Origin of the sequence: Halopseudomonas yangmingensis, assembly GCF_900114825.1 — a bacterium.
GTDB lineage: Bacteria > Pseudomonadota > Gammaproteobacteria > Pseudomonadales > Pseudomonadaceae > Halopseudomonas > Halopseudomonas yangmingensis.
Map to the genome: position 1 here is coordinate 1 of NZ_FOUI01000003.1, position 25,264 is coordinate 25,264.

Annotated in this window: 25 protein-coding genes; 16 read left to right on the forward strand and 9 right to left on the reverse strand. The window is 64.0% G+C overall.

Going from position 1 to position 25,264, the window contains the following annotated elements; all coding sequences use genetic code 11:
- Positions 1–384: 384 nt before the first annotated feature.
- The 5 genes from BMZ23_RS15280 to BMZ23_RS04170 all read left to right on the forward strand — a co-directional run bounded on the left by BMZ23_RS15280 (position 385) and on the right by BMZ23_RS04170 (position 4,771).
- A complete protein-coding gene (locus BMZ23_RS15280) occupies positions 385–723 on the forward strand; it encodes a pilin (protein WP_093473165.1) in 339 nt (112 codons plus the stop codon).
- A gap of 106 nt (positions 724–829) precedes the next feature.
- A complete protein-coding gene (gene fliS / locus BMZ23_RS04155; RefSeq protein ID WP_093473167.1) occupies positions 830–1,213 on the forward strand; it encodes a flagellar export chaperone FliS in 384 nt (127 codons plus the stop codon).
- A gap of 15 nt (positions 1,214–1,228) precedes the next feature.
- Positions 1,229–1,522: a flagellar protein FliT gene (gene fliT / locus BMZ23_RS04160; protein WP_093473169.1), complete on the forward strand. Its 294-nt coding sequence runs from the start codon at positions 1,229–1,231 to the stop codon at positions 1,520–1,522.
- Between the two features lie 165 nt (positions 1,523–1,687).
- Entirely contained in the window at positions 1,688–3,151 is a 1,464-nt protein-coding gene (locus BMZ23_RS04165) for a sigma-54 dependent transcriptional regulator (protein WP_093473171.1), read from the forward strand.
- 108 nt (positions 3,152–3,259) lie between these two features.
- A complete protein-coding gene (locus tag BMZ23_RS04170; protein ID WP_093473173.1) occupies positions 3,260–4,771 on the forward strand; it encodes a sigma-54 interaction domain-containing protein in 1,512 nt (503 codons plus the stop codon).
- Here BMZ23_RS04170 and BMZ23_RS04175 read toward each other — a convergent pair.
- Genes BMZ23_RS04175 through BMZ23_RS15360 form a run of 4 tightly spaced genes read right to left on the reverse strand, consistent with a single transcriptional unit; the run spans position 4,764 to position 7,095 of the window.
- Positions 4,764–5,591 carry an HDOD domain-containing protein gene (locus BMZ23_RS04175; RefSeq protein WP_093473175.1) on the reverse strand — a complete coding sequence of 276 codons (828 nt, stop codon included), beginning with the start codon at positions 5,589–5,591 and terminating at the stop codon, positions 4,764–4,766. The genes BMZ23_RS04170 and BMZ23_RS04175 overlap by 8 nt on opposite strands.
- The gene (gene ygfZ / locus BMZ23_RS04180; protein WP_093473177.1) at positions 5,588–6,562 is read right to left on the reverse strand and encodes a CAF17-like 4Fe-4S cluster assembly/insertion protein YgfZ; all 975 of its coding nucleotides are present in this window, start codon (positions 6,560–6,562) and stop codon (positions 5,588–5,590) included. Before ygfZ ends, BMZ23_RS04175 begins: the two co-directional genes overlap by 4 nt.
- A gap of 54 nt (positions 6,563–6,616) precedes the next feature.
- Positions 6,617–6,952 (reverse strand): type II toxin-antitoxin system HicB family antitoxin, encoded by a 336-nt coding sequence (locus tag BMZ23_RS04185; RefSeq protein ID WP_093473179.1) that lies wholly within the window; start codon positions 6,950–6,952, stop codon positions 6,617–6,619.
- Positions 6,949–7,095: a hypothetical protein gene (locus tag BMZ23_RS15360; RefSeq protein ID WP_425431658.1), complete on the reverse strand. Its 147-nt coding sequence runs from the start codon at positions 7,093–7,095 to the stop codon at positions 6,949–6,951. The genes BMZ23_RS04185 and BMZ23_RS15360 overlap by 4 nt, the downstream gene beginning before the upstream one ends.
- Between BMZ23_RS15360 and BMZ23_RS15135 the strand changes: the two genes are divergently transcribed.
- Positions 7,033–7,275 (forward strand): hypothetical protein, encoded by a 243-nt coding sequence (locus tag BMZ23_RS15135; protein ID WP_245748112.1) that lies wholly within the window; start codon positions 7,033–7,035, stop codon positions 7,273–7,275. The genes BMZ23_RS15360 and BMZ23_RS15135 overlap by 63 nt on opposite strands.
- On the opposite strand, the gene phnE is transcribed toward BMZ23_RS15135, so the two are convergent.
- Genes phnE through BMZ23_RS04210 form a run of 4 tightly spaced genes read right to left on the reverse strand, consistent with a single transcriptional unit; the run spans position 7,243 to position 10,509 of the window.
- Positions 7,243–8,007 (reverse strand): phosphonate ABC transporter, permease protein PhnE, encoded by a 765-nt coding sequence (gene phnE, locus BMZ23_RS04195; protein WP_093473181.1) that lies wholly within the window; start codon positions 8,005–8,007, stop codon positions 7,243–7,245. The two genes, BMZ23_RS15135 and phnE, sit on opposite strands and share 33 nt — an antisense overlap.
- Positions 8,004–8,837 carry a PhnE/PtxC family ABC transporter permease gene (locus BMZ23_RS04200; protein ID WP_093473183.1) on the reverse strand — a complete coding sequence of 278 codons (834 nt, stop codon included), beginning with the start codon at positions 8,835–8,837 and terminating at the stop codon, positions 8,004–8,006. Before BMZ23_RS04200 ends, phnE begins: the two co-directional genes overlap by 4 nt.
- Positions 8,837–9,655 (reverse strand): phosphonate ABC transporter ATP-binding protein, encoded by an 819-nt coding sequence (locus BMZ23_RS04205; RefSeq protein ID WP_093473185.1) that lies wholly within the window; start codon positions 9,653–9,655, stop codon positions 8,837–8,839. Before BMZ23_RS04205 ends, BMZ23_RS04200 begins: the two co-directional genes overlap by 1 nt.
- Entirely contained in the window at positions 9,652–10,509 is an 858-nt protein-coding gene (locus BMZ23_RS04210) for a putative selenate ABC transporter substrate-binding protein (protein WP_093473647.1), read from the reverse strand. The genes BMZ23_RS04205 and BMZ23_RS04210 overlap by 4 nt, the downstream gene beginning before the upstream one ends.
- Positions 10,510–10,684: 175 nt before the next feature.
- Between BMZ23_RS04210 and BMZ23_RS04215 the strand changes: the two genes are divergently transcribed.
- From BMZ23_RS04215 to efpL, 6 genes are all read left to right on the forward strand, one after another.
- A complete protein-coding gene (locus BMZ23_RS04215) occupies positions 10,685–11,473 on the forward strand; it encodes a hydroxypyruvate isomerase family protein (RefSeq protein ID WP_093473187.1) in 789 nt (262 codons plus the stop codon).
- A gap of 148 nt (positions 11,474–11,621) precedes the next feature.
- The gene (parE, locus tag BMZ23_RS04220; RefSeq protein WP_093473189.1) at positions 11,622–13,517 is read left to right on the forward strand and encodes a DNA topoisomerase IV subunit B; all 1,896 of its coding nucleotides are present in this window, start codon (positions 11,622–11,624) and stop codon (positions 13,515–13,517) included.
- The gene (locus BMZ23_RS04225) at positions 13,514–14,539 is read left to right on the forward strand and encodes an esterase-like activity of phytase family protein (RefSeq protein ID WP_093473191.1); all 1,026 of its coding nucleotides are present in this window, start codon (positions 13,514–13,516) and stop codon (positions 14,537–14,539) included. Before parE ends, BMZ23_RS04225 begins: the two co-directional genes overlap by 4 nt.
- A complete protein-coding gene (locus tag BMZ23_RS04230; protein ID WP_245748113.1) occupies positions 14,536–15,054 on the forward strand; it encodes a retropepsin-like aspartic protease family protein in 519 nt (172 codons plus the stop codon). The genes BMZ23_RS04225 and BMZ23_RS04230 overlap by 4 nt, the downstream gene beginning before the upstream one ends.
- 12 nt (positions 15,055–15,066) lie before the next feature.
- A complete protein-coding gene (gene parC, locus BMZ23_RS04235; RefSeq protein ID WP_093473192.1) occupies positions 15,067–17,322 on the forward strand; it encodes a DNA topoisomerase IV subunit A in 2,256 nt (751 codons plus the stop codon).
- An 862-nt stretch (positions 17,323–18,184) separates the two neighbouring features.
- The gene (efpL, locus tag BMZ23_RS04245) at positions 18,185–18,751 is read left to right on the forward strand and encodes an elongation factor P-like protein EfpL (protein WP_093473196.1); all 567 of its coding nucleotides are present in this window, start codon (positions 18,185–18,187) and stop codon (positions 18,749–18,751) included.
- A gap of 68 nt (positions 18,752–18,819) precedes the next feature.
- On the opposite strand, the gene queG is transcribed toward efpL, so the two are convergent.
- Complete coding sequence (queG, locus tag BMZ23_RS04250; RefSeq protein WP_093473198.1) at positions 18,820–19,884, reverse strand: tRNA epoxyqueuosine(34) reductase QueG; 1,065 nt, start codon at positions 19,882–19,884, stop codon at positions 18,820–18,822.
- A 130-nt stretch (positions 19,885–20,014) separates the two neighbouring features.
- On the opposite strand from queG, the gene BMZ23_RS04255 reads away from it, so the two are divergent.
- From BMZ23_RS04255 to mutL, 4 genes are read left to right on the forward strand one after another with little or no spacing between them, the layout of a single operon-like run.
- Positions 20,015–21,505, forward strand: a complete 1,491-nt coding sequence (locus BMZ23_RS04255) for an NAD(P)H-hydrate dehydratase (RefSeq protein ID WP_093473200.1) — start codon at positions 20,015–20,017, stop codon at positions 21,503–21,505.
- A complete protein-coding gene (tsaE, locus tag BMZ23_RS04260; protein WP_425431656.1) occupies positions 21,502–21,966 on the forward strand; it encodes a tRNA (adenosine(37)-N6)-threonylcarbamoyltransferase complex ATPase subunit type 1 TsaE in 465 nt (154 codons plus the stop codon). Before BMZ23_RS04255 ends, tsaE begins: the two co-directional genes overlap by 4 nt.
- A 20-nt stretch (positions 21,967–21,986) precedes the next feature.
- On the forward strand, positions 21,987–23,387 hold the full coding sequence (locus tag BMZ23_RS04265; protein WP_093473202.1) for an N-acetylmuramoyl-L-alanine amidase: 1,401 nt from the start codon (positions 21,987–21,989) through the stop codon (positions 23,385–23,387).
- A gap of 32 nt (positions 23,388–23,419) precedes the next feature.
- Positions 23,420–25,261 (forward strand): DNA mismatch repair endonuclease MutL, encoded by a 1,842-nt coding sequence (gene mutL, locus BMZ23_RS04270; protein ID WP_093473204.1) that lies wholly within the window; start codon positions 23,420–23,422, stop codon positions 25,259–25,261.
- Positions 25,262–25,264 lie beyond the last annotated feature (3 nt).

Genomic DNA, 25,264 nt, shown 5'->3' on the forward strand with positions numbered 1-25,264 from the left:
ATCGATTGGCGCCCTAAACGGGAAGTAAACGAGCGCGACCGCTGCTGCCAGAAGCAGTGGGCGTAATCATCGCGGCGAATTTCAACAGGCTGCTAGTTTCTGCCACCGTGGAAACGACTTGCGAGGATGTGCCGCATGGTGCTTGTTTAGGTTGTTTGGTCGAGAGTTAGGGGTGGGGGAATTCGGCTGTTCCAGCAAGTCTGATCTGAGTGGTTTCGCCGAGGTGTTACTTTACGCGACAATTTAGCGGCCGTTAGTGACGAAAATTGTCAGTCCGCTTGCTAGGGTGTTTTTCGGGTAATGTGTTTGGCGAGCTGATTGATGCAATGGCGCGATGATTGCATTGCTTTAGTCAAAGCACTGTTGATTTGAGGGGCATTCGCGATGCGCTATGCACGTGGTTTTACTTTGATTGAGTTGATGATTGTCATCTCTATCATTGGCTTGCTGGCGGCCATAGCCCTGCCGAGCTATCAAAAGTATACGAGAGATGCCGCCGGAAGTGCTTGCCTCTTCGAAGCGCGTATGTATGCGGGTGTCGCTCTGGCTGAGTTGATTTCAGGCAATCTGGCTCCCGTACCTGTGGTAACTCATGCCGCCGCCTGCTCTGCGATCGAAACCGCTACCGCGGTTGGCGTAAATATCACCGCTACGCCGCGCACCCCTGGCACAGGGACAGTTAACTGCGATATGAATACTGCTACCTGCACCCATACCCCCTGATTCTCTCCCCTGTATGGCGGCAGCTTAATTTACAGGCTGTCGCTAAAGCTCCCCACCCACCTGCCGATAACAGCACCATGTGCAACCCGATCTGCAGGATGTCCTTATGAATGCCTACGCCGCAATGAAGCAGTACCAGTCTGTCAACGTCAATGTGCAGGTGTCCGAGGCTGATCCGCACCGGTTGATCCAGATGCTGATGGAGGGTGGTTTGCAGCGCCTGGCGCAGGCGCGCGGGGCGATGCAGCATGGCAATATGCCGTTGAAGGGTGAGCTGATCGGCAAGACCGTGGGTATTATTGGTGGCTTGCGTGCTGCGCTGGACCACGACAAGGGGGGCGAGGTAGCCGCCAACCTTGAGCGGTTGTATGATTTCATGACGCGCCGCCTGAGCGAGGCTAACCTGCGTAACGATCCGGCGATGCTGGACGAGGTGTCGGGCCTGCTGCGCGAGGTCAAGGAAGGTTGGGACGGTATCCGTCAGTCCTGATCCGGGGAGAAGACTATGCTGGCTGTGGAACAACTGCACGATACCCGCGAGGCGCTGCTGGCTGCCTTGCAAACGGGTGACTGGGAGCGCGTGGGTGAGCTGGACAGCCAGTGCCGTGCGCTGGTGGCCCGCGCCATGGATGCGGATGCCCGTGAGGATCAGGCGCTGGCCGATGCGCTGGATGCCCTGCTGGAAACCTACCGCGAGCTGATCGAGGTGTGCCGTGCCGTGCAGGCGCGTCTGGCTGAGGAGCTGGGCGGGTTACAGCGTGGTCGTCAGGGCGCCAGGGTTTACCAGTTGTTTTCCTGATTTTTGCCTGTCGCCGGACTTTCTGTCCGGCTTTGGCGTGTTTGCTGCGCCAACTATTTGACTGCGCTGACGAAACTGTCTACCTTTGACCCGTCTACCACCCGGCATGGCCCGGCGCCAGTATGGCGACCGGTCAGCCCCCGCGAACAGGACAGTTTCGCCCCTATGCAGCCCAACAGCCACATTCTGCTGATCGATGACGATGCCGCGCGCCGGCATGACCTGGGAGTGATCCTGGCTTTTCTTGGCGAGGAGGCGCTGGTCGCCACCAGTGACCAGTGGCAAGCCACGCTGGACGGGCGTGAATCCCTGCTATTCAAGTGTGTGCTGCTGGGTGAGTGCAATCTGGAGGCGGGTTTTGCCGGGCTGCTGAGCCAGCTGGAGCGCTGGGATGCCAACCTGCCGTTGCTGCTGGTGGAGCCGGAGCAGGCTGCCGACTGCCCGGAGCATTTGCGTCAGCGTTTGCTGGCGACCCTGCGCCCACCGCTGAACTACAGCCAGCTGCTCGACAGTCTGCACCGCGCCCAGGTTTACCGCGAGGTGTTCGACGAGCGCGCCGGTCGCAAGTCGCAGCGCGAACCCAACCTGTTCCGCAGTCTGGTCGGCACCAGTCGCAGCATCCAGTCGGTACGCCAGATGATGCAGCAGGTGGCCGATACCGAGGCGACTGTGCTGATCCTCGGTGAGTCCGGTACCGGCAAGGAAGTGGTGGCGCGTAACCTGCACTACCATTCGGCGCGCAAGGACAAGCCCTTTGTTCCGGTGAACTGCGGGGCGATTCCCGCCGAACTGCTGGAAAGCGAACTGTTCGGTCACGAGAAGGGTGCCTTTACTGGCGCCATCACTAGCCGTGCCGGGCGTTTCGAGCTGGCCGAGGGCGGCACCCTGTTCCTTGACGAGATCGGTGACATGCCGCTGCCGATGCAGGTCAAGCTGCTGCGTGTGTTGCAGGAGCGCACCTTCGAGCGGGTCGGCAGCAACAAGGTGCAGCAGGCCGATGTGCGTATCATCGCGGCGACCCACAAGAACCTGGAGCAGATGATTGCCGATGGCAGCTTCCGCGAGGACCTGTATTACCGGCTGAATGTGTTCCCGATCGAGATGCCAGCGCTGCGCGAGCGCATCGAGGATCTGCCGTTGCTGCTCAACGAGCTGATTACCCGGCTGGAAACCGAAAAGCGCGGCTCCATCCGTTTCAGCACCTCGGCGATCATGTCGCTGTGCCGGCACGATTGGCCGGGCAACGTGCGTGAACTGGCCAACCTGGTCGAACGCATGGCGATCATGCACCCGCACGGGGTGATCGGGGTAGGCGAGCTGCCGCACAAGTTCCGCTATGTGGACGATGATCAGCAGGACCTGCGCGAGCTGGGCGAGCAGGAAGATGAGCGCAATGAGGCGTTTGGCGGGTTGGTCGGGCTGGATTCGCCGGCCTATCTGCCGCCCGAGGGACTGGACCTGAAGGAGTACCTGGGTGGTCTGGAGCAGACGCTGATCCAGCAGGCGCTGGACGAGTGCGCCGGTGTGGTGGCGCGGGCTGCCGAGCGCCTGCGTATCCGCCGTACCACGCTGGTGGAAAAAATGCGCAAGTATGGCCTGGGTCGCGCCAATGAATCGTCGGATGATTGATCCGGTCTGTCTTTCTTCTTTGTAATTCATTGATATGCAAGGGTTTGTGCGTCATGGCACAGCCCTTGCATTTTGGCTTCTGAAGCAGTTTTTTGCCAGGAGCCTGACATGTCTGCACCGTCCAACCCCGCCTTGAGTGCTGCCACCACGACAGCCGATGCCGACCGTTTGCGGCAGGAGCAGTTGCGTCTGGCCCAGGTGTCGGCGCGTCTTGAGGATTCCGAGCAGTTGCTGGCGCTGCAGGTGCAGCGACTGCATGCCGAGCTGGCGGGTAGCCGTGAGGCCCGTGCGCGTGAGCAGGCAGAGAAGGCGCGACTGGCTGATCGCCTGCAAAGCGTGCTGGATCTGTTGCCGGCCGGGGTGATAGTGCTGGACGGGCGTGGCCGGGTGGCCGAGGCTAACCCCGCTGCGCACCGTTTACTGGGTGAGCCGCTGCTGGGCGAGTTGTGGCGCGATCTGGTACAGCAGCGCTTTGCCGAGGCGGCGGCCGATGGTCAGTGGTTGCAACTGAACAGCGGTTTGCGCGTGAGCCTGGCGACTTGTCCGTTGGCGGGTGAGCCGGGCCAGTTGGTGCTGCTGAATGCGATCGAGGCGCTGCGGCGCTTGCCGGCGCGTGCGCTGGAGGCCGATGCGCCGGTGGCTTGTGAGCCGTCCAGTGTGCAGTTGCTGGCGCTGGCAGCGCGTATTGCGCGCAGCGAGGCCACTGTGCTGATCTGTGGCGAATCGGGCACCGGTAAGGAGGTATTGGCGCGCTATATTCACCAGCAGTCAGCGCGTGCGGCGCAGCCGTTTGTGGCGATCAACTGTGCGGCAATTCCCGAGAGCATGCTGGAAGGGATGTTGTTCGGGCATGAGAAGGGTGCCTTTACCGGGGCGCTGAGCAGTCAGCCGGGCAAGTTCGAGCAGGCCAACGGCGGTACTTTGCTGCTGGACGAGATTTCCGAGATGAGCCCGGCGTTGCAGGCCAAGCTGTTGCGGGTGTTGCAGGAGCGCGAAGTGGAGCGGATTGGCGGCCGGCGGCCGGTGAGTCTGGATTTGCGTGTGCTGGCCACCAGTAACCGTGACCTGCAGGCCGAGGTGGCGGCGGGGCGCTTCCGCGAGGATCTGTATTACCGCCTGGCGGTGTTTGTGCTGCAGTGGCAGCCGCTGCGACAGCGGCCGGGGGATATTCTGCCGCTGGCGGCCCAGTTGCTGCAGCGTCATGTACGGCGGCTGGGGCAGGCTGATGTGCCGTTGTCGGCGGCGGCGCGCGAGGCGTTGCTGCGGCATGACTGGCCGGGCAATGTGCGTGAGCTGGACAACGCCCTGCAGCGGGCGGCGGTGCTGCAGCAGGGGGGTGAAGTACAGGTGGCGGATCTGTGCCTGCAGGGCTTGCCGGTGGTTGAGACGCTGGCCTGTGCTGCTGTTCCGTCTGTGCAGGCGGGCCAGCCCCGGTGTTTGCCTGCCGATGTGCCGCTGGGGGACGGGGTGCGTCAGCGCGAGTTCGAGCTGATTGCCCAGGTAATGCGTGAGCTGGATGGACGCCGGGCCGAGGTTGCCAGACGCCTGGATATCAGCCCGCGCACGCTGCGTTACAAGCTGGCGCAGATGCGCGAGGCGGGGTGGCCTGAGTTCAATTGAGCAGCTGCATGGCTGCTTCCATTTCTGCCGACAGATCTTCTTCCTCTTCACCCGGGTCAATGCCCAGTTTGGCGAAGGCGGGAATCTGGCTCCAGTCCAGCTGCGTCAGGGGGTGGTCGCTGCCGTCGAGGCTTTGCAGCAGGGCTACCTGGACAATGTCGACATAATCCACGCTGTCGGAATTACGGGTGAAGTCCAGGTGCTGTCCGGGAATCGGGCGCAGCGGTGCCGGGAAGTCCCAGGCTTGCAGGATGCGGTCGCCGATGATCGGGTGAATGGCGTTGATCACCTGGTCCAGTGCCTGCGGGTCATCCAGCAGCAGATCGTGTTCCTCGGCATAACTGAGCACCGGCAGGGCGCCGATCATGTGAACCAGTCCGCCGAGGGTGGCCTGATCGGGCTTCAGGCGGGTGTAGTGGCGGCAGAGTACATGGGCGATACCGGCCACTTCTGTGCTGCGCTGCCAGATTTCACGCATCTTGCGGTCAACCAGGTCTGATGTGGCCTGGAACATCTGCTGCATGGCCAGGGCCGTGGCGAGGTTGGCGGTGTAGGTCATGCCCAGCCGGCTGACGGCCATCGACAGGTCGGTGATTTCGGTGCGGGTACGCAGCAGCGGGCTGTTCACTACCTTGATCAGGCGTGCGCTGAGGGCGGCGTCGTTGCTGATTTCACGAACCAGATCCGCGAGGTTGACGTTTGGGTCTTCAGCGACTTCGCGGACCTTGAGGGCGACTTCCGGCAGGGTCGGCAGGGTCAACTGGTCCTTGTCGATGGCGTTCAGCAGTTGTTGTTGTACGTGTTCGGCAGTGCTGCTCATGGGCTTTTCTCTTCCTGTTGCTGCTGCAAGGCGGCGGCCAGCTGTGCGTCCTGGGGCAGCGGCAGTAACTGCAGCTGCGTTTGCGGGTGCTGGCAAAGGCTCAGTGCTGCCGATTGTGCCGCATCTGTCTGCACTACGGCCAGCATTTCAAGGCTGTCGGCATGGCTGGCGGCATTGGCGACCTCGCCGATCACCTTGCCGTCGGCATCGACAATGTCTTCACCGGGTGCCGGGCAGGGGCCCTGGCTCAGGGCAAAGCGGTACAGGCGGCGCTTGAGTTTGCCCAGATACTGCATGCGCGCGACGATTTCCTGGCCGGTGTAGCAACCCTTGCGAAAGCTGATGGCGCCGAGCACCTGCAGGTTGAACATCTGCGGAATAAAGTGCTCGCTGGTGTCGGCGCAGACTTCGGCAAAACCGCCGCGAATGCGTGCCAGTTGCCAGCGATCTGGGCTGGCGCTGGCGCAGCATTCGCTCAGGCGGGTCAGGGTGTCGGCACTGGTTGCGGCTTCCTGCGGCAGCCAGAGTTCCGGCAGGCCGGCGTTATCCTGCACTGCCAGTGCGCTGTGGTGTTCCGGCAGTTGCGTCAGCAGCGGTTGCAGTTCACCGAGCAGGCCAAGACGAATCCACTGCGCGCTGGCATCCTCCAGTTTTACCTTGAAAAACACCGCATAGCGGCTCAGTTCGGCCTGCAGGGCGCTGACCCGTTCGGCTGGCATGCCCAGCAAATAGCTGTGTTCGTCTTGTCGCAGCAGCCGAAAGCTGGCCTGCATGCGCCCCTTGGGGGTACAGCGCGCGCCGCCAACACTGGCACCGATGGCCAGGGCGTTGACGTCACAGGTGACCTGCCCCTGAAGGAATTTGGCGGCATCTGGCCCGCTCACCGCCAGCACGCCCTGATCCTCCAGCAGGCACAGGGCCGGGGTGGCGTGGTCGTCGTATGGGGGCTTGGGAAGCGACGGGTGGCTCATGGGATCTCCGGTTGATCGGGTTGCGGGTGTTGCATAGATATACCCTGCTACAGGTCAGGCGTGGGTTTCTCGCTCAAGTGTTGCCACCACCCACTGATTCAGACTTTGCCCGGCCGCCGCTGCAGCGGCAACCATATCAGCATGCAGTTCCGGCGGGACGCGCACATTGAAGCGTCCGGAGAAAGGCTTGCGTGGCTCTACGCCGTCTTCGCTACACATTTGCAGGAAGATGCGCAGCGATTCTGCGCCTTCACGCTTGAGGCCCTCAATATCACGGGCATAAAAATCCGCGCCGCCGTTCAGGCCGATAAATTCCCCACGGAACAGCTCAATTTCCGGATCAAACTCGATGACAGCCTTGTAGCCGTCGATGCTCATCATGTTTTTCATGGTTGCACTCCATGGACTGCCAGCCACTCACGGATACTTGCTACTGCGCCCTTGTCGGTATTCGGTGATGGATGGGGCCTGTGGAATACCCGCCGTTCACCAAACAAGCGGACACCGATACGCGAGCCTTCACGTTCACTGATGTCGGCACCGAGCTCAAGAAACAGCGCTTCAATGTCGCGCCATTGGATATTGCCGCTGACGGGGCGGCTGAATATCTACTCCAGAGTCCTGCGGTGCTTTTGTTTCATGCTTGGATGGTACTGAATTTTGGTGCCATCGACAATCTGTCAGCCCAGCCTCCGCCGCAGCCAGGCGCTTAGTGCATCGACCAGCAGGACCATCAGCAGCATCGCCAGAATCACCGTGGCGGCGCGGGATTGCTGGAACAGGCTGAGGGTGACGTAAAGCAGTTGGCCAAGGCCGCCGGCGCCGACAAAGCCAAGCACGGCAGCCATGCGGATGTTGTTTTCCCAGCGGTACAGGGTGTAGGACAGCCACTGCGGCAGCACGCCCGGCAGGGTGCCGTAGCAGAACGCCGCGAGTGCGCCGGCGCCGGCCTCGCGCAGGGCGTTGGCCGGTTCTGTCGGGGTGTTTTCCAGTGCTTCGGCAAATAGCCGGCCAAGCACCCCGGCGGTGTGCAGGGCGATGGCCAGGGTGCCGGCGAAGGGGCCGAGCCCGGCGGCCAGTACCATCAGTGCCGCCCACACCAGTTCAGGCACCGAGCGCAGGGCGTTCAGTAACAGTCGGGCCACGGCCCTGGCGACAGCGCCGAGGCGGCCGGCGGCCAGCAGGCTGAGGGCGGCACCGAGCAGGGCGGCCAGCAGCGTGCCGATGGCCGAAATGGCCAGGGTTTCCAGGGCACCACGGCCAACCTGTTGCAGCCAGCCGGGGGAGCTGTCCGGCGGGAAGAACGAGCCGGCGTAGCTGCGCATCTGCGCCAGGCTGTCGCCCTGTACCAGCCCGGGCAGGTCCAGTTGCAGGTAACTGAAGGCTGCGACCACTGTCGCGCCGATCAGCAGCAGCCAGAACAGCCCTTCGACGCGCCGCTTCATGCCAGCCTCCGGCGCAGCAGGCTGCTCAACTGGTCGGCCAGCAACACCAGCAGCAGGAAGGTCAGTAGGATGCTGGCAACTTCTCCGCCGGCAAACATGCGGATCGACAGGTCGATCATCTGCCCCAGTCCGCCGGCGCCGACAAAACCCATGATCACCGAGGCGCGCAGGGCGCATTCCCAGCGGTACAGGGTGTAGGAGGTCAGCTCCTGGGCGGCGGCCGGCAGAATGCCGTAGCAGAACGCCGCCAGCCGGCCGCTACCAGCCTGCAGCAGGGCCTGGGCCGGGCGCTGGTCGACCGATTCGCAGATTTCCGCATAGACCTTGCCGAGCATGCCGCTGTAGGTGATGGCGATGGCCAGCACCCCGGCGGTCGGCCCGAGTCCGACGGCGCGCACGAACAGCAGGGCCCAGACGATTTCCGGGACGCTGCGCAGAATGATCAGCAGCAGGCGTACCGGGTAGCGGATCAGTCCGCTGCGCAGTGCCGGGCGTCCGGACTGCAGGGCGGAGATCGACAGCGCACGGGTGGCGATCAGACCCAGGGGAATCGCCAGCAGCAGCGCCAGCGCCAGTCCGGCAGTGGCCATCGCCAGGGTTTCCAGGGTGGCCGTGGCGAGTAGGCCAAGGAACTCGGCGGATAGATCCGGCGGCCAGAAGCCTGAGAGGAAGCGGCCGAAGGTGTCGGCATTGCGCGGGTCGAACAGGGTCGCCAGGTTGAATTCGGTGATCAGCAGTCCCGGCCACAACAGCAGCAACGCGCCGAGGGTGATCAGTGCGCGCGGCAGGGCCGCAGGGTCGCGCCAGTGTGCGGGTCGGCCGGGCTGCATCAGAAGCACCGGGGGATGGCGCTGTTGCCGTGACTGTCGGCATCCATGGTTGGCGCTTCAGCTGGCGGGGTACCCAGACTCTGGTTGGCATACAGCTGGTGCAGGTCCTGCTCGCTGACCTCGGCGGCCGGCTTGTCGAACAGCAACTGACCCTGGCGCAGGCCAATCACCCTGGGGAAGTGCCGTAGCGCCAGATCCACCGCGTGCAGGCTGGCAACCAGGGTGCTGCCACGCTGGCTGGCCAGCTGGCAGAGCAGCGCCAGGATGTGCTCGGCGAGTACCGGGTCCATCGCCGACACTGGCTCGTCGGCCAGCAGCAGTTCGGCCTTCTGGTACAGCACCCGGGCAATGCCGACCCGTTGCAGCTGGCCGCCGGACAGCTGGTCGCAACGGGCAAACAGTTTGTCCTGCAGATCCAGCGGCGTCAGCGCGGCGCGTGCGCCCGGAATGTCCAGCGGGTAGCACAGCGACAGCAGCGCCCTGGGCAGCGACCACTGGCCCAGACGTCCGGCCAGTACCGCCGTGATCACCCGTTGGCGCGGGGGCAGCGGCGGGCTTTGGTGGATCAGGCCGATCCGGCTGCGCAAGCGGCGCAGGGCGCGTCCACGCAGTTGTGCCGGTTGGCTGCCGAGCAGCGCAAGGCTGCCGGCAGACGGCGTCAGGCTGGTGCCGAGCAGGCGCAGCAGGCTGGTCTTGCCGGCCCCCGAGGAGCCGATGATGGCAACCCGCTCGCCGTCTGCTATGTGCAGATTGATGTCCTGCAGGGCAACAAAGCCGTTGGCGTGGGCAAGCCCCACGCCGTCAAGCCGGATGCTCACTGCAGCAGGCCGGCTGCCCGTGCGGCCTGTTCGATGCCGTCGTAGTTTTCCACGCGGGTTTCGATAAAGCGGCTGGCGCGCTGCAGGTCGAGAATTGGCTTGTGCTCGGGGTTGGCCGGATCCAGCTTGAGGAAGGCCGCCTTCAGGCGCTCGACCAGTGCCGGGTCAAGGTCGCCACGCACCGTCCAGTTGTAGTCGAAGTAGGTCGGGGTGGTCTGGTAGACGCGCACCTTTCTGGTGTCGACCTTGCCCTCGGCGGCCAGTTTTTCCCAGACCGAGGCGTTCAGCACGCCGGCATCCACCCGCCCGGATTCGACCCAGGCCACGGTGGCGTCATGCGCCCCGGAGAAGCCGATGCGGCTGAAGTGGCTGTCGGCGTCGATGCCTTCCTGCTGCAGGAAGTAGCGCGGCATCAAGTGCCCGGAGGTGGAGGATACCGAGCCGAAGGCAAAGCTCTTGCCCTTCAGGTCGGCATGGCTGTTGATGGCCGGATCGGCGGTGATAAAGGTGCTGGTGAATACCTCGTCCTGCTCGCGCTGCACCAGCGGAATCGCATCGCCGGTGCGCAGGCGCGCCTGCACAAAGGTAAAGCCGCCCAGCCAGGCCAGATCCAGGCGCTTGGCGCCGAGGGCTTCAACCACGCCGGCGTAATCGGATACCGGCTGGAACTGCACGGTCATGCCCAGTTCCTGTTCCAGGTATTCGCCCAGCGGCTTGAACTTGCGCAGCAGTTCGGTCGGCGCTTCATCGGGGATCGCCGAGACACGCAGCACGTCCTGGGCCTGGGCAGTGGAAAACAGGGTGGCAACAGACAGGCAGACGCCAGCCAGCACGGCCAGCGGTCGTTTGATCATCGACATGTGATTTCTCCGGTTCAATAGCGGATGACTACCGGGCGGGTGTCGAAGCCGCCCGGTGCGTGGCGCAAGTTTACTGCCGAGCCGGGTGGATGTCATGCCGCCCTCGCCATCCTTGGCAGTCTGTTGGCACAATTGCGGCATTGTTAGGATTCTGAACCGGAGTCATGCCATGCCTTGGCCTATCGCTGCCAATCTGTCCATGCTGTTTGCTGAGATGCCCTTGCCAGAGCGTTCTATGGCGGCGGCTGAGGCGGGGTTTGACGGGGTGGAAATCCAGTTCCCCTATGAATTGCCGGCTCAGGCATTACGCCAGGCGCTGGATCACTGTGGTTTGCCGCTGGTGCTGATGAATCTGCCGGCGGCAGATCTGATGCAGGGTGGTCCGGGGCTGGGGGGCGTGCCGGATCGTGCTGCCGAGTTCGAACAGGCGCTGCAGCAGGCGCTGCGCTATGCCGAGCTGTTGCGGCCGCTGCGGGTCAATCTGTTGCCCGGGCGGCTTGCCGAAGGGGTGCTCCGCGAGCAGGCACTGGAGTGTCTGGCCGGGCGTTTGCGACAAACCGCCGAGGCCTTTGCCGGGCTGGGTATCGGGGTGGTCTGTGAGGCGATCAACCGGTATGACATGCCAGGCTTTCTGGTGGCCGGTTCGCAGGAGCTGGATGAGCTGCTGCAGCGGGTTGGCGATGCGCGTGTGCAGGCGCAGCTGGATCTCTACCATATGGCACGCATGGGCGAGCGGTTGCCGGACAGCATTGCCCGGCTGGCCGGGCGCATCGGCCATGTGCAGTTTGCCGATTGCCCCGGTCGTGGTGAGCCGGGCAGCGGGTCGCTGGATTTTGCAGGTGCCTGCGCGGCCCTGCGTGCTGCCGGCTATCAGGGCTGGCTGGCGGCAGAGTACCGGCCTTCCGGGCCAGGGCACCAGCCGCCGGTGCCGCTGATCAGGCAGTGGGCGAAACCCTGAGGCCAACCCCGCCGTCATTGCGAGGCGCGTAGCGCCGTGGCAATCCAGTCGGTGCCTGGTTTGGGCCAGAAACTAGCCGCCGGCGCCTGCGGGCTTGTACTATTGCCGGTCATCCGCATCACTGCCAACAAGGACAATGTCACCCGCCATGAGTCAATCGACCTACAACGCCGATGCGCTGGAAGTGCTCAGCGGGCTGGACCCGGTGCGCCGGCGGCCCGGCATGTATACCGATACCACCCGTCCCAACCATCTGGCCCAGGAAGTCATCGACAACAGTGTCGACGAGGCGCTGGCCGGGCATGCGCGGCAGATTACTGTGGTGCTGCACGCGGACAACGCGCTGGAAGTCACTGATGACGGGCGCGGCATGCCGGTGGACATGCATGCCGAAGAGGGCGTGTCCGGGGTTGAGCTGATCCTTACCCGGCTGCATGCCGGCGGCAAGTTCTCCAACAAGAACTACCAGTTCTCCGGCGGTTTGCACGGTGTCGGTATCTCGGTGGTGAACGCCCTGTCGCTGCGCGTCGAGGTACGCGTTCGCCGCGATGGCAATGAATACGCCATGGCCTTCGAGAATGGCGACAAGGTCAGCGAGCTGGAGGTGGTCGGCAGCGTTGGCAAGCGCAATACCGGTACCACAGTGAAGTTCTGGCCGGATGCCAGGTACTTTGATTCGGCGAAATTCAGCATCAGCCGGCTCAAGCACCTGCTCAAGGCCAAGGCGGTGCTCTGCCCGGGGCTCAAGGTCGAATTTGATGATCGCCAGAACGGCGAGAAAACCAGCTGGTACTACGAGGACGGACTGCGTGATTACCTGCTGGATGCCTGCAGCGAGTGGCCGAAACTGCCGGAGGAGCCTTTTGTCGGCTCGCTGGCGGCGCGCCAGGAGGCGGTTGACTGGGCGGTGCTGTGGCTGCCCGAGGGCGGCGAACTGGTGCAGGAAAGCTACGTCAACCTGATCCCGACTGCCCAGGGTGGCACCCATGTCAACGGCCTGCGTGCCGGTCTGCTGGAGGCGATCCGCGAGTTTTGCGAATTCCGTAACCTGCTGCCGCGCGGGGTCAAGCTGGCGCCCGAGGATATCTGGGAGCGCGTCAGCTATGTGCTGTCGCTGAAAATGGCCGAGGCGCAGTTTTCCGGCCAGACCAAGGAACGCCTGTCGTCCCGCGAGTCGGCGGCCTTTGTTTCCGGGGTGGTCAAGGATGCCTTCAGTCTGTGGCTGAACCAGCATGCCGAGATCGGCCTGCAGATTGCCGAAATGGCCATCAGTCACGCCGGGCGCCGGCTCAAGGCGGGCAAGAAGATCGAGCGCAAGCGCATTACCCAGGGCCCGGCCTTGCCTGGCAAGCTGGCCGATTGCGTGGGGCAGGACACCCGGCGTTCCGAGCTGTTTCTGGTCGAGGGCGACTCGGCCGGTGGCAGCGCGAAGCAGGCACGTGACAAGGAGTTCCAGGCGATAATGCCGCTGCGCGGCAAGATCCTGAATACCTGGGAGGTCGACTCCGGCGAGGTGCTGGGTTCCCAGGAAGTACACGATATTGCGGTGGCGATTGGCGTGGATCCGGGCGGCAATGATCTGGCCCAGTTGCGCTATGGCAAGATTTGTATTCTCGCCGATGCCGACTCCGACGGCCTGCATATCGCCACGCTGCTGTGTGCGCTGTTTGTTCGGCATTTTCGCAGTCTGGTCGAGGCCGGGCATGTGTTTGTTGCCATGCCGCCGCTGTACCGCATCGATATCGGCAAGGATGTCTATTACGCGCTGGATGATGCCGAGAAGCAGGGCGTGCTGGATCGTATCGAGGCCGAAGGCAAGCGCGGCAAGGTGCAGGTGACCCGCTTCAAGGGGCTGGGCGAGATGAATCCGCTGCAGCTGCGCGAGACCACTATGGCCCCGGATACCCGCCGGTTGGTGCAGTTGACGGTGGAGGATGGCGAGGCCACCGAGGCGCTGATGGATATGCTGCTGGCGAAAAAGCGCTCCGGTGACCGCAAGGTCTGGCTGGAAAGCAAGGGTAATCTGGCCGAGACGCTGCTGTGAGGCAGGTGCTGGCGGGTTTGTTGACCGGGCTTGGGGCGCTGTTGTTGTCTGCGGCGGCCGCCGCTTTCGAGCGCGCGCCGGAGCTGCGCTTGCTGCAGGCCCTGCCGGTGGAGGGCATGGCCAAGGGTAATCTGTCCGGGCTGACCCTGTGTCAGGGGCGCTGGCTGGCGGTCTCCGACCGTGAGGATGACCGGCTGTTCGAGCTGCTGCCGGGCGAACAGGCCTGGCAGGCCACGCCTGAGCTGTTCAGTGTGCCAGCCGAACACAATTCACCCTTGCCGCTGCCGTTGCTGGCCGGCGCCTGGCTGCGCGGTCTGCGCAGCGGTTCGATGGATTTTGAGGCGATCAGCTGTGATGCCGAGGGCAACCGTTATCTGGCCAGCGAAAGTCTGCTGGCGGTACTCAAGTTGCCGCCGCTAGCCAGTGAGGGCACGCCGCGCTGGCTGGATCTTGACCCGGCACTGTATGCCGAGGGCGAGGCGCGCGGACTGTGGCAACAGGCCAATGCGCTGGTCGAGGGCGTGGCGGTGAGCAGCGACGGCCAGCAGCTGTGGCTGGCTGCCGAGCGACTGTCGCGCGGGTTGTTGATGCTGGAGCGGCAGGACGATGGCTGGCGCTGTCCGATCGGTGGCTGCGTGCTGTTGGCCGAACGTCGCTATCTGCCCACTGAGCCCTTCGGTCCCGGGGTGCTGGACCGTGAACTGATGCCGCTGGACTTTTCTGCGCTGGTCTACTGGAAGGGTCGGTTGTGGACGCTGGAGCGCAATGCCCACCAAGTCTGCCGCCGGCATCCAGTATCGGCCCAGCGCGAGCGCTGCTGGTCATTTGCTACTTCTTTGCTGGCCGAGCCGCACCTGTACCCGAATGCCCGTTTCGGCCTGGCCGAGGCGCTGCATATTGATGAGGACGGCATTTTTCTGGGTATCGACAACAACGGCCGTGCGCGCGCCGATGGCGATAGCCGACCCTGGTTGTACCGCTTCGCCCTGCCGGAAGACTGGCAGCAGGGTTACCGGCCGTGAGCCAGCCGGCGAGCAATCGACGTGTCGGGCAGATCATGCTGTTTCTGGCCTGGCTGGCCGGTATGTTCCTCGCCGTGCAGTGGTTTTCCGGCGTCGAACAGCGCCAGCGCAATCCGAACATGCAGGTTGACTCGCTGCGCCAGAACGAGGTGATCGAGGTGCGCCTGCGTGCCAATCGCCAGGGACATTATCTGGCCAGCGGGCTGATCAACGGCCAGCCGGTGACCTTTTTGCTGGATACCGGGGCGACCTTTGTCGCCGTACCGGCCAGTCTGGGTCCGGCGCTGGGTTTGCAGCCGGGGCGTCGCACGCTGGTGAATACCGCGAACGGCCAGACTGACAGTTTTACCACCCGCATCGATAGCCTGGTGCTGGGTGACATACGTCTGCAAGGTGTGGATGCCGGGCTGGTGCCGGGCATGGCCGGCGACGAGGTGCTGCTGGGCATGAGTGCGCTCAGGCAGCTGGAATTCAGCCAGCAGGGCGGCGAACTGATTCTGCGCCACTGGCGCTGACCGAGGATGAGCATGAGTGACAGTCTGGATCTGAGTCTGGAAGGGGTGGAGCAGCGTTCGCTGGCGTCCTTTACCGAAGAGGCCTACCTCAACTATTCCATGTACGTGATCATGGACCGTGCGCTGCCGCATATCGGTGACGGCCTGAAGCCGGTGCAGCGGCGCATCATCTACGCCATGAGCGAGCTGGGCCTGAGCGCTGCCTCCAAGCACAAGAAGTCGGCGCGCACCGTCGGTGACGTGCTCGGCAAATACCATCCGCACGGTGATTCGGCCTGTTACGAGGCGATGGTGCTGATGGCTCAGCCGTTCTCCTACCGCTATCCGCTGGTGGACGGTCAGGGCAACTGGGGTGCGCCGGATGATCCCAAGTCGTTTGCCGCCATGCGTTATACCGAGGCACGTCTGGCGCGCTACAGCGAAGTGCTGCTCAGCGAGCTGGGGCAGGGCACGGTGGACTGGCAGCCGAACTTCGACGGCACCCTCGACGAGCCGCGGGTTATGCCGGCGCGTCTGCCCAATCTGCTACTCAACGGCACCACCGGGATTGCCGTGGGCATGGCCACCGATGTGCCGCCGCACAACCTGCGTGAGGTGGCGGCGGCCTGTGTGCGCCTGCTGGATGATCCGGGTGTCGGGCTGGATGAGCTGATGGAGCATATCCAGGGGCCGGACTTTCCCACCGAGGCGGAAATCATCACCCCGCGCCAGGACCTGCTGAAACTCTATGCCAGTGGGCGCGGCTCGATCCGTTGCCGCGCAGTGTGGAATCGCGAGGACGGTGACATCGTCATCACCGCGCTGCCGCATCAGGTGTCCGGGGCCAAGGTGCTGGAGCAGATTGCCGGCCAGATGCAGGCGAAGAAGCTGCCGCTGGTGGCGGACCTGCGTGACGAGTCGGACCACGAGAACCCCACCCGTATCGTCATAGTGCCGCGCTCCAATCGCGTCGATCTGGACGAGCTGATGCAGCACCTGTTCGCCACCACCGATCTGGAGAGCAGCTTCCGCGTCAATATGAACGTGATCGGCACCGATGGCCGGCCGGCGGTCAAGGACCTGCGCAGCCTGCTTGGCGAGTGGCTGGGTTTTCGCGTCGGTACCGTACGCCGGCGCCTGCAGTACCGGCTGGACAAGGTGTTGGCGCGTCTGCACCTGTTGGATGGCTTGCTGGTGGCCTTCCTCAATCTGGATGAGGTGATCCAGATCATCCGCAACGAGGAGCATCCGAAAGCCGAACTGATGGCGCGTTTCGCGCTCAGTGAGCTGCAGGCCGACTACATCCTGGATACCCGTTTGCGTCAGCTGGCGCGGCTGGAAGAGATGAAGATCCGTGGCGAGCAGGATGCGCTGGCGCTGGAGCGAGACGAACTGCAGCGCATCCTTGGCGACGAGCAACTGCTGCGCAACAAGGTACGCGACGAACTGATTGCCGATGCCGAGACCTATGGCGATGAGCGCCGTTCACCACTGGTCGAGCGTGCCGAGGCCAAGGCTCTGTCGGAGACCGAGCTGGTGCCCAGTGAGCCGGTTACCGTGGTGCTGTCGGAGAAGGGCTGGGTGCGCTGCGCCAAGGGCCATGAGGTGGATGGCAGCGGGCTGTCCTACAAGGCCGGTGACGGCTTCCTCGCCCAGGCTGCCGGACGTTCAAACCAGCAGGCGGTGTTCCTTGATTCGACCGGGCGCAGTTATTCGCTGGCGGCGCATACGCTGCCGTCTGCGCGCGGGCAGGGCGAGCCGCTGACCGGGCGTCTGGCGCCGCCGGCCGGTGCCGCCTTCGAGCATGTGCTGATGCCGGAGGACAGTCGCCTGTACCTTCTGGCCTCGGATGCCGGCTATGGCTTTGTCGTACAGGGCAGCGATCTGCAGGCAAAGAACAAGAACGGCAAGGCGCTGCTGAGTCTGCCGGAGGGTGGGCGGGTGATGGCGCCTCAGCCGATCAATGATTTGCAGGGCGATCTGCTGGCGGCGTTGTCGAATGAGGGCCGGCTGCTGGTGTTCCCGCTGGCCGAGTTGCCGCAACTGGCCAAGGGCAAGGGCAACAAGATCCTCTCAGTGCCTTCGGCGCGGGTGAAAAGTCGCGAGGAGTTCCTGCTGGCGCTGGCGGTGCTGCCGGCCGGCGCCAATCTGGTATTGAATTCCGGCAAGCGCACCCTGACCCTCAAGCCGGCTGATCTGGAACATTACCGTGGCGAGCGTGGCCGGCGCGGCAACAAGCTGCCGCGCGGCTTCCAGAAGGTCGACGGGCTGGCGGTGGATAACGGCTGAACCCCTGGCGCACGGTCAGCCAACCCCGGCGCACGGCTGCGCCGTGCTGGCCGACTGAAGTCGGCGGTCCCAGAAAGCCGTGCGCACAGGCGGTTCGGTGCTCTTGAGGGTGGCTTACTTGCAGGCAGTCCGGCGGTCACGGGGGCGTGCAGTCTGCCAGTCCTGCGCACGGGCGATGGTCAGGTTTTTGGGACCGCCGACTTTAGTCGGCAAAGCAGCCCGCAGGACTGTCGGGTTTGGGTTTTTGGGATCGCCGAATTCATTCGGCAAAGCAGCCGCAAGGCTGCCGGGGTTCAGTGCACGGTCAGCCAACCCCGGCGCACGGCTGCGCCGTGCTGGCCGACTGAAGTCGGCGGTCCCAGAAAGCCGTGCGCACAGGCGGTTCGGTGCTCTTGAGGGTGGCTTACTTGCAGGCAGTCCGGCGGTCACGGGGGCGTGCAGTCTGCCAGTCCTGCGCACGGGCGATGGTCAGGTTTTTGGGACCGCCGACTTTAGTCGGCAAAGCAGCCCGCAGGACTGTCGGGTTTGGGTTTCTGGGACCGCCGAATTCATTCGGCAAAGCAGCCCGCAGGACTGCCGGGTTTGGGTTTCTGGGACCGCCGAATTCATTCGGCAAAGCAGCCGCAAGGCTGCCGGGGTTCAGTGCACGCTCAGCCAGCCCCGGCGCACGGCTGCGCCGTGCTGGCCGACTGAAGTCGGCGGTCCCAGAGGGCCGTGCTCGTAGGCGGTTCGGTGCTCTTGAGGGTGGCTTACTTGCAGGCAGTTCGGTGCTCTTGAGGGTTTTGTCGATGTGGGTATATTGCCGTGCCACGGCGCCGGGAGCAGAATGTGCGCCCGTCCAATGTCTGTAACAGGCCAGAACATGCCAAGAGCATCCGAACTGAAGAAAGGCCAGATCGTCCAGGTCAACGGCCAGCCGCATATCGTTTCGCAGATCGAGGTGAAAAGCCCGTCCTCGCGCAGCGGCACCACCCTGTACAAGGTGCGTTTCAACCATGTGCAGACCAAGCAGAAGGTCGATCAGAGCCTGACCGGGGATGACCTGCTGACGCTGGTGGATTTCCAGAAGCGTTCGGTCAACTTCCTCTATCAGGATGCCGACGGTTATACCTTCATGGATAATGAGGATTACAGCCAATTCACCCTGGGTGCCGAGCAGCTGGAAGAGCAGTTGCCCTATATGCACGAGGGGATTCAGGGGCTGTACGGCCTGCTGGTGGAGGGCGATCTGGTTGGTGTTGAGCTGCCGGCCTCGGTGGAAATGCCTATCGAGGAAACCCCGCCGGCAATCAAGGGCTCCTCCGCCAGCGCCCGCACCAAGACCGCGCACTTTGCCACCGGCCTGGAAATCCAGATTCCCGAGTATCTGGAAACCGGCGAGGTGGTGCGCGTGAATACCGAGACCGGCAAGTTTATGTCACGCGCCTGAGGGCGGAGCAGAGGCGTCATTGCGAAGGCCGTCAGGCCTGAAGCAGTCCATGCGGGCTGGAGACTGGCTCAGCCCTCGCCATGTTGCGCCAACGCCCATTGCACGTGTTCTCGCACCAGCGGGTCGGGGTGGTCGCGCTGGCTGCGCAGGGCTTCGATCACCGGGATGCTGCTGTGCGCGTTGCCCAGGCCGACGGCCAGGTTACGCAGCCAGCGCTGGTAGCCGATGCGACGGATTGGTGAGCCTTCGGTGCGGCTGAGGAATTCTTCCTCGCTCCAGCGAAACAGACTGACCAGGTCTGCCTGATCCAGCTGGTGACGCGGGCTGAAGTCGGTTTCCGCGCTCGGCTTGGCGAAGCGGTTCCACGGGCACACCAGCTGGCAGTCATCGCAGCCAAATACCCGGTTGCCCATCGGTTTGCGCAGATCTTCGGGGATGCTGCCCTTCAGCTCTATGGTCAGGTAGGAAATGCAGCGCCGCGCATCCAGTACATGCGGGCCGATAAAGGCATCGGTCGGGCAGCGGGTCAGGCAGGCCTCGCAGCGGCCACAGTGGTTGCTGTTGTCCGGGGTGTCCAGTGGCAGCGGCAGATCGGTAAACAGCTCGCCAAGGAAAAAGTAGCTGCCGGCCTTGCGGTTGATCAGCATGGTGTTTTTGCCGACCCAGCCAAGCCCGGCACGACTGGCCAGTGCGCGTTCCATCACAGGGGCACTGTCGACAAAGGCGCGGTAGCCGAATGGGCCGATCAGCTGCTGGATCTGCTCGGCCAGCTGCTGTAGTCGCCTGCGCATCATTTTGTGGTAGTCGCGGCCCAGCGCGTAGCGGGATATATAGGCGCTGTCCGGTTCCGACAGACGCTGGGCCATGCGCGTGTCGCCCGGCAGGTAATCCAGCCGCACGCTGATGACCCGCAGGGTGCCGGGAACCAGTTCCTCGGGCCGGGTGCGCTTGCTGCCGTGGCTGGCCATCCATTCCATTTCACCATGCAGTCCGGCATCCAGCCACTGCTGTAGCCGCTGTTCGTGATCGCCCAGGTCGACATCACTGATGCCGACCTGCTGGAAGCCCAATTCACTGGCGATGCGCCGTATCTGTTCGGCCAGTTGCTGCGGATCTTTGCTGGAATCGCTCATATCGGTGTGCTGGCCGGTTGCATGCAAAGCCGCTTGGCGGCAGTCTGTGGACAGGATGGCGCTATGGACACATCCTGCAGGAGGGGTGTCCGGCGCATTGTGCCAGAAGCGAAACACATGGTAACCCGCAATGTCGGACAGGCTACCCGTCGAGTTGTACACTGCCGCGCAAACCCGTGCGCTGGATGCGGCAATCATTCAGGCCGGCACTCCCGGCTTCGAGCTGATGCAGCGTGCCGCCCGCGCGGGCTGGCGGGCACTGCAGCAGCACTGGCCGCAGCACCGGCAAATTACTGTGCTCTGCGGCGGTGGCAACAACGGCGGTGATGGTTATCTGATCGCCCGGCTGGCGCAGCAGGCCGGCTGGCAGGTCGAGGTGCTGACGCTGGTGGAGCCGCAACGGCTGCAGGGCGATGCGGCGCTGGCCTGGCAGGCGGCGCGGGAGGCCGGTGTGCCGATTCGCCCCTGGCAGGCTGCAACAGCATTGCACGGCGTAGTGGTTGATGCCCTGCTGGGTACTGGCCTGCAGGGTGAGGTGCGCAGTCCCTGGCGCGAGGCAATTGAAGCGATCAATGCCAGTGGCCTGCCGGTGCTGGCGGTGGACATTCCCAGCGGTCTGGATGCCGATCGCGGCTGTGTGCTCGGGGTGGCGGTGCGGGCTGAGGTAACCGTGAGTTTTGTCGGGCTTAAACCGGGTCTGCTGACCGGTGCCGGGCCGGATTTGTCGGGTGAATTGCAGTTTGCTGCGTTGGCTGAGGCGCCGGCGGCTGCCGTGCAGCCCTGGGGTCGGCGTTTGACTATGGATGAATGCCTTGGCTGGCTGCCACTGCGCCGGCCCAGTGCACACAAGGGCTTGTTTGGTCATCTGCTGCTGATTGGTGGCGAGCATGGCATGGGTGGCGCCGTGGCGCTGGCCGCCGAGGCGGCGCTGCGCAGTGGCGCGGGTCGTGTCAGTGTGCTGACCCGTACCCGGCATGTGGCGGGACTTTTGGCGCGCTGCCCGGAGGTGATGGTGCATGCCTGGGAGGGCGATACGCCACTGCCGGCGTTGCTTGAGCAGGCTGATTGCGTGGCCGTGGGGCCGGGGCTGGGGCAGGGCGACTGGGGCCGGCAACTGTTGCAGGCGGTGCTGGCGCTGGATTGTCCGCGCTTGCTGGATGCCGACGCGCTGAATCTGCTGGCTCAGTCACCGGGGTTATTGGGAACAAGCTGCCTGATCACTCCGCATCCGGCCGAGGCCGGGCGGCTGCTGGGGGTTGCCACAGGCGCTGTGCAGGCGGATCGCCCGCAGGCACTGCAGCAACTGCAGCAGCGTTATGGCTGTGCGGTGGTGCTGAAGGGCGCCGGCTCGCTGGTCGGCAGTCCGGACAGCGGGCCCTGGCTGTGCAGTGACGGCAATCCGGGCATGGCGGTGGCTGGGATGGGCGATGTGCTGAGCGGTATCTGTGCCGCGCTGCTGGCGCAGGGATTGACGGCGGGGCAGGCGGCAGCGCTGGGCGTGTTGCTGCATGCGCAGGCGGGTGACCGGATAGCTATGCGCCATGGACGGGTTGGAATGCTGGCCGGCGATCTGCTGTCGGTAGTGCGGGACATTATCAACCAACGGGAACAACAGGCGTGACTCTGGAACTTGAAGTGCTCGATGAAAGCGCCATGCAGGCGCTCGGTGGACAACTGGGCGAGGCCCTTGGCTGGCGTGGCAGTATCTGGCTGGAGGGTGATCTGGGCGCTGGCAAGACCACTTTCAGTCGCGGCCTGATCCGTGCTGCCGGACATGTCGGTGCGGTGAAGAGTCCGACCTTTACCCTGGTCGAGCCCTATAGCCTGGCAACCGGCGATATCTACCATTTCGACCTGTACCGGCTGGCCGATCCGGAGGAGCTGGAGTTTCTCGGGATCCGCGATTATTTCACTGAGAACAGTTTGTGCCTGGTGGAATGGCCTGACAAGGGTGCGGGTATTTTGCCAAGCCCCGATCTGCAGATTACCATAGCCACACAAGGCTCCGGCCGCCGCCTGCACATCAGTGCCGGCAGCAGTGCCGGACAGACCGCGTGCAAACGGCTGCAGGGTGAGGCATGAAGGGATCTAAGGGGATTGGCATGCGACTGTCGCTGGTAGCACTGGTCTGGTTGAGCATGCTGCTGGTGCCGGCGTTGCAGGCGGCGGAAGTCAACAATGTGCGGCTGTGGCGGGCTCCGGACAACACCCGTCTGGTGTTTGATCTGACCGGGCCAGCCGACCACAGCCTGTTTACCCTGTCGAGCCCCGAACGGATTGTCATCGACATCAACAATGCCCGCTTCACCGCCGATACCCGCGCCCTGGCGCTGGACAATACTCCGCTGACCGGCGTGCGCTCGGCCCCGCGCGGCGATGGCGATCGCGATTTGCGGGTGGTGCTGGATCTGAACAAGGCCGTCAATCCGCGCAGCTTTACTCTGGCGCCAAACCAGCAGTACGGCCATCGTCTGGTCATCGACCTGTATGACCAGGAGCCGCCAGCCCCCACCGCCAACCTGCAGACACCGCCCACGCCCAGCGCCTCGCCGCTGCCGCAGCAACCGGCGCGCACGGCCAGCACAGGCCAGCGCGATATCGTGGTGGCGCTGGATGCAGGGCATGGTGGCGAGGATCCGGGTGCCATCGGGTTCAAGGGCGCACGGGAAAAGGATGTGGTGCTGCAGATATCCCGTGATCTGAAGGCGCTGATCGATGCCGAGCCGGGTTTCCGTGCCGAACTGGTGCGTACCGGTGATTACTTCATTCCGCTGCGCCGGCGCACCGAGATAGCCCGCAAGCACAATGCTGATCTGTTTGTCTCTATCCACGCCGATGCCTTTACCCGCACCAGCGCTTTCGGGGCTTCGGTATTCGCGCTGTCGGACCGGGGTGCTACCTCGGAAACCGCGCGCCTGCTGGCGGACCGGGAAAACCGCTCTGACCTGATTGGCGGGGTTGGCGGTGTCAGTCTGGATAATCGCGATCAGGTATTGGCCAGTGTGCTGCTGGATCTGTCGATGACCGCAACGCTGGCGGCCAGTCTGGATGTTGGCCAGCAGGTGCTCAATTCGATCGGCAAGATCACCCCGCTGCACAAACGGCGCGTGGAACAGGCCGGCTTTATGGTGCTGAAATCTCCTGATATTCCGTCGATTCTGGTGGAAACCGGGTTTATCTCGAATCCCGGCGAGGCGCAGAAGCTGGTGACTCGCAGCCACCAGCAGGCATTGGCGCGTGCCATGCACGCGGGCATTCGCGACTACTTCCAGCGCAACCCGCCGCCCGGTACCCGTTTGGCTGCACTGCGTGACAGTGGCCAGTTGAAGGCCAGTGCCCCCGGCGAGCATCTGGTGGCACGTGGCGATACCCTGTCGCTGATCGCCACACGCTACAACGTTTCGCTGGCCAGCCTGCGTCAGGCCAACAATCTGCGCAACGACAGTATTCGTGTCGGTCAGGTACTGAAGATTCCGCCATCCAGCATGCTGGTGCAGAACTGAAGGCCGGTTTGGCCATTGCATTACGAGGATTCATGCCGAAGATTCATTTGCTCAGCCCGCGGCTGGCCAACCAGATTGCCGCCGGTGAGGTGGTTGAGCGTCCCGCCTCGGTGATCAAGGAGTTGCTGGAAAACAGCCTGGATGCTGGTGCTACCCGTATCGATATCGATGTCGAGGAAGGCGGTGTCAAGCTGTTGCGGGTGCGCGATGATGGCTGCGGTATTGATCCGGACGACCTGCCGCTGGCGTTGTCGCGCCACGCCACCAGCAAGATTGTCGAGCTGGATGACCTGGAACGGGTCGCCACTCTGGGCTTTCGTGGCGAGGCGCTGGCTTCGGTCAGTTCGGTATCGCGACTGACCCTGACCTCGGCCATCGAAGGCGCCGAGCAGGCCTGGCAGGTGGAAACCGAGGGCCGCGACATGCAGCCACGGGTGCAGCCGGCGGCGCATCCGCGTGGCACCACGGTGGAAGTGCGTGACCTGTTTTTCAATACCCCGGCCCGCCGCAAGTTCCTGCGTACCGAGAAGACCGAGTTTTCCCATCTGGAGGAAGTGGTCAAACGGCTGGCGCTGTCGCGTTTTGATGTGGCCTTCAACCTGCGTCACAACGGCAAGCCGGTGCTGGCGCTGCGCGCCGCGCAGAGCGAGGCTGAGGCGCGGCGACGGGTAGCCAGTGTCTGTGGCCCGGCGTTTGTCGAGCAGTCCCTGCAAATCGACAGCGAGCGCGGCGGGCTGCGTCTGTGGGGCTGGGTTGGACTGCCGACCTTTTCTCGCAGTCAGGCTGATCTGCAGTATTTCTATGTGAATGGCCGGCTGATCCGCGACAAGCTGGTGGCCCATGCGGTGCGCCAGGCCTACCGTGATGTGCTGTACAACGGCCGGCATCCAACCTTTGTGCTGTTTATGGAGCTGGACCCGGCGGTGGTTGACGTGAATGTGCACCCGACCAAGCATGAGGTGCGCTTCCGTGACAGCCGTATGGTGCACGATTTTCTGTTCAGTACCCTGCACCGGGCGTTGGCCGAGCAGCGCCCGGGTGACAGTCCGGCGCCGGCCCAAACCACTGTGCCGGAATTAATAACGGCGCGCCCGGGCGGGCTGGCAGCGGGTGAATTTGCCGGGCAGCAGCCCATCGCCCTGGATAGCGGTGCCGGCAGCCAATGGTCGAACTGGACGCCACCCGAGCGGCCTGCCGCTGGCGAGGTCAGCCAGCAGTTGCAGGGGCTGCGCCAGCTGTATGCCGAGCCAGTGCCGAGCCAGCCGCTGCCGGTCAGCGAGCCGGGCGAGATACCGCCGCTGGGCTATGCGCTGGCCCAGCTGCATGGTGTCTACATTCTGGCGGAGAACGCCGAGGGGCTGGTGCTGGTGGATATGCATGCGGCCCACGAGCGGGTCACCTATGAGCGGCTGAAGCAGGCGATGGATAGCGAGGGGCTGCGCAGTCAGCCGCTGCTGGTGCCGGAGTCCATGGCCCTGAGCCAGCGTGAGGCCGACTGCGCCGATGAGCATGCCGACTGGTTTGCCCGTTTGGGCTTCGAGTTGCAGCGCATGGGGCCGGAAAGCCTGGCGATCCGCGAGATTCCGTCCTTGCTGCGCCAGGCGGATGCCGCGCAGCTGGTGCGCGATGTGCTGGCGGATCTGCTGGAGTACGGTAGCAGCGACCGTATTCAGGCCCATCGCAACGAGCTGCTGGCGACCATGGCCTGCCATGGTGCGGTGCGTGCCAACCGGCGCCTGACCCTGACTGAAATGAATGCCCTGCTGCGCGACATGGAAGCCACCGAGCGCAGCGGCCAATGCAATCATGGTCGTCCGACCTGGACCCGGCTCAGCCTGGCCGAGCTGGACCGACTGTTCCTGCGCGGGCGCTGAGGC